A 1,955-nucleotide genomic window follows, 5' to 3' on the forward strand; every position below is an offset into this window, starting at 1 on the left:
AATGGAGCCGTAACGACATCGCCCACAATTGCCACTGGAGTCAGCACTACCTTCCCAAATGTACTGTTTAGAAAACGGCTGCGATTCTGTGTCTCCTTGGTGTATGAATAAGTCATAAGAAAACTCTTATCTAAGTAGGTGTTTGTTCCGCCAATTCCTAAATATTTGAGATATGCCCCATTTACGTCTATATTGCAACTATCCCAAACTTTATTTTCATCATCCATTTTTTTAAACTTGCTAAACAAATATTTTATACGTCTATTCCTATCTATATCATCATCAAATGATGCGACTATCTGCAGATGCCCCTTGAATCTCGTCTTTTTCCTTGTTTTTTTCCAGGCTTACAGTAAGGGGAAAACACACCCTGCTTAATCGTGGCACCTAAGTTAATCAACTCTATAATGTCACTGCATTTATTTTCAGTATTCTGTATGATGTACATTTTATTATCCCCAATTAAGTGTAACTTTCCACTTGATTCATTGAATTGAATCCGACCAACGACTATCTCCGTATTACATATCTCCGTTTCCACCTGTATATGTCTCTTTCTCCACAATTTTGTAGTTATAAAACACGAACTCAGCATCATTGTACATAAAAACAAAACCATAATTTTAATTAAATTCAAAATACACCTCCAGATTGATAGTAATTAATTAAGACAAGAAAATCAATGTCGCCATTATCAGAATGAGAAATAATGGATATATTCCAATAAAATAGTATGCCTTCTTTGTGGATTTCATGATAAATAATGGGATAAAACCAAGTAAATATGGCAGAAAGCAATACATACCAACAACAAGTATCGTAAATTCAGCACCCTTTCGACTTGGTATGATGGCATCTATCAGCTCACCACCATAAACGACCATAAAAATACCATACACGATATATACAGAGTATCTCATAGAGGAGGCCCACCTCATTAGAAATGGGAACACAATATGTCTTACATCAATCGACCCATCTTTCCAATTACTCTCGGGAAGATTAAGTTGGATCCCATTTGCCTGTGAGCGGCGTAACATCCGACTCCGCCTTACTCCTTCAACTTTCGCATTAGTAATCCAAGCAGGTATCCCTGTAGCTAAACACATAAATACCAAAAAAATCAACACATAAACCATTTCGTCCGCCTTAGACAATTAAACTACAACATTGGGCCTACCTGCTTTTGGAATCGACTCTTCGGTCAAATACCTTGTTATAACACTTCCTTTTATGTTGACCAAACATACGACTAATTTCTGAGCCAATCTGAAACGGACCTGTAGCCACATCCAATACCATGCAGATGGGAAATAAGATCACATGTTTGACGACATTTACCTTCTTTTTTTCACTCACCCTATAATAGACACTCTCTCTATTGAGCTTTATTTTATATTTTTTATAATTGTGTTTAAAAAGTAAAATGTCACAGGTTGACTCACTGTCCTGAGCAATCTTCGCAAGCCTTAAGGGTTTTTTATTGTGATTATTAGTTCGACTAACCTCAAATACATATAAATCACCCTTTACATCAAATGCGGCACATGGAATATTAGCAATCTGTGCAATACTATCCTGAGTGTAGAGAACTTTAATATAATCTTTATTGTCATATACTTCAGCTTTAGTCGGTTTGAAATCGTATAAATAAATATTTTTACCATACTGAGATTCAGATAACGATCGTGTCAAATTAAAGCAACCAGAACATAGGATGCACAAGACGAGTAGTATTACTTTGTTTCCCATGATTAAATATCCGAGACTCTATTGTATACCATTGTTCCCCTGACTGAACCACCACTAGGAATCGGTATAACATTCAGCAGAAAACCAAGACCACTATAATCAGACACAGCTTCAATATCATTCGCCTCATTTAACGTGAACACTAAATCAGTAAACCTCATTACCGTTACCCAACCATTTGACCGAAGACGCGTCGTTGACCC

Annotated in this window: 3 protein-coding genes; all 3 read right to left on the reverse strand. The window is 36.4% G+C overall.

Going from position 1 to position 1,955, the window contains the following annotated elements:
• Positions 1–665 precede the first annotated feature (665 nt).
• Positions 666–1,157, reverse strand: coding sequence for a hypothetical protein (locus tag HRT72_05415; GenBank protein NQY67148.1), 492 nt, complete (start codon positions 1,155–1,157; stop codon positions 666–668).
• A 19-nt stretch (positions 1,158–1,176) separates the two neighbouring features.
• Positions 1,177–1,752 carry a hypothetical protein gene (locus HRT72_05420; protein NQY67149.1) on the reverse strand — a complete coding sequence of 192 codons (576 nt, stop codon included), beginning with the start codon at positions 1,750–1,752 and terminating at the stop codon, positions 1,177–1,179.
• A gap of 2 nt (positions 1,753–1,754) precedes the next feature.
• A partial coding sequence (locus HRT72_05425) for a hypothetical protein (protein ID NQY67150.1) occupies positions 1,755–1,955 on the reverse strand: 201 nt, incomplete at its 5' end.

The sequence above is a fragment of the Flavobacteriales bacterium genome (genome assembly GCA_013214975.1).
GTDB lineage: Bacteria > Bacteroidota > Bacteroidia > DT-38 > DT-38 > DT-38.